General features: G+C 54.9%; 2 protein-coding genes. Both read left to right on the forward strand.

The features are described 5' to 3' along the window. The coding region (locus VKV29_RS13000) for a sigma-70 family RNA polymerase sigma factor (protein ID WP_324201741.1) at nt 1-568 on the forward strand (568 nt) is incomplete at its 5' end. An 88-nt stretch (nt 569-656) separates the two neighbouring features. Next, nucleotides 657-1,406 (forward strand): zf-HC2 domain-containing protein, encoded by a 750-nt coding sequence (locus VKV29_RS13005; protein ID WP_324201742.1) that lies wholly within the window; start codon nt 657-659, stop codon nt 1,404-1,406. Nucleotides 1,407-1,529 lie beyond the last annotated feature (123 nt).

A 1,529-nucleotide genomic window follows, 5' to 3' on the forward strand; every position in this document is an offset into this window, starting at 1 on the left:
TGAACAACGACTGATTGAGCGCAGCAAAGAGGGCGATCGCCGCGCCTTCGATGCTTTGGTACGGATGCATGAAAAGCGCGTCTATAACTTGGCCTATCGTTTAAGCGGCAACTACGACGAGGCCGGCGACATTACGGTGGAAGCGTTTCTGCGCGTTTATCAGGCAATCAATAACTTTCGAGGCGACGCTAATTTTTCCACATGGCTCTATCGCATCGTCACCAACGTCTATCTGGATCGCCGAAAGCGCCAAAAGAATCGGCAAACCCTGTCGCTCGAAGAGTATGTTGAGCTAGAAGAGAGCCAAGTGACCCGTCAGATCGAAGACCCCTCTCCCGGGCCGGAAGAGTTGGTGGAGGCCCAACAGCGCCAAGAGCTTTTACAAAAAGCCATTGAGAGTTTGCCCGAATACCAGCGGGCGATGATTGTGCTTTACCATGTAGATGGGCTTTCGTATGAGGAGATCGCGGAGGTGCTATCGCTGCCTATTGGCACGGTAAAATCGCGCCTTAACCGCGCGCGTCTGGCCCTTCGGGAGAAGCTGGAGCCGATCCGCGAGGCGTTTTAATGGACGGAACATAACTTGCTGAGGCGTCGTCCAAAAAAGTGGACTTAAAAGATACGATGCCTCCGGCTCGTAATGGTGGATGAAACCGATGCAATGTCAAGATGCTATAGAACTCTTTTCGGACTATGTTTCGGGGGATATGGATAAGGCCCTGCTGGCGGCGTTCGAGGCGCACCTTCAACAGTGCCCTTCCTGTCGGGAGGGAATGCTGGGATTTCGACAGGTTTGGGCCGATCTCGACCGTCTGCCAAGCGTAGAACCGCCTCCATCCCTTCATGAGCGCATTCTTGCAAAACTCGATGAGGAGCCTTTGCAACGTGAACGGCCCAAGCTTTTGAGCAACTGGCGACAACTTTGGCGTCCCCAGGTGCTTGCGGCGGCCGCTCTCGTGCTCATTGTTCTGCTGGCAGGTCTCCAGTTCACACCGGCTCGCCATGCCGCTTTAGGGCTGCCGGATAGGCTGTTCGGTTGGCTGCATCCCGCGCAAAAACCGATGCCTATTCCGCAACCTACTGTGGACTGGCAGGCCAACCAGAACGGGCAGGGTGGCTATTTAGAGGTGCATTTCCAGGTACCTGCAACCTCGTCGAAGGGTGCCTCTCTGCACTTCACCATTGCGTTGGTGCGCCTTCAGCCTGGTTTACCCGCATCGCAGGGCGATAAAGTGGTCATCCAGCAGGGCGTCGCTCTGCCCGGCACGCTCTATACAGCCCGCATTCAACTGGAACAACAGCCCGATCCCGCTCAGTTTTCTCTGCTCTTCTCGGCGGGGTGGACAAACGATAAAACCGAAAAAACCCAACAGCTCGCTCTACCACCTCTCTCTAATTCCCAATAACCTGGTAGAGTTACCGTGTTGAGAAATCCTCGTGGGTTTGGAATAACCAAAACGAAGAGGTTGCAAACACGTGCAGGACGTGCATGGCGCAGATAACGAAGAGCCGCAGCCTCTTCCCTGCTA

Origin of the sequence: Chthonomonas sp., assembly GCF_035294165.1 — a bacterium.
Classification (GTDB): domain Bacteria; phylum Armatimonadota; class Chthonomonadetes; order Chthonomonadales; family Chthonomonadaceae; genus Chthonomonas.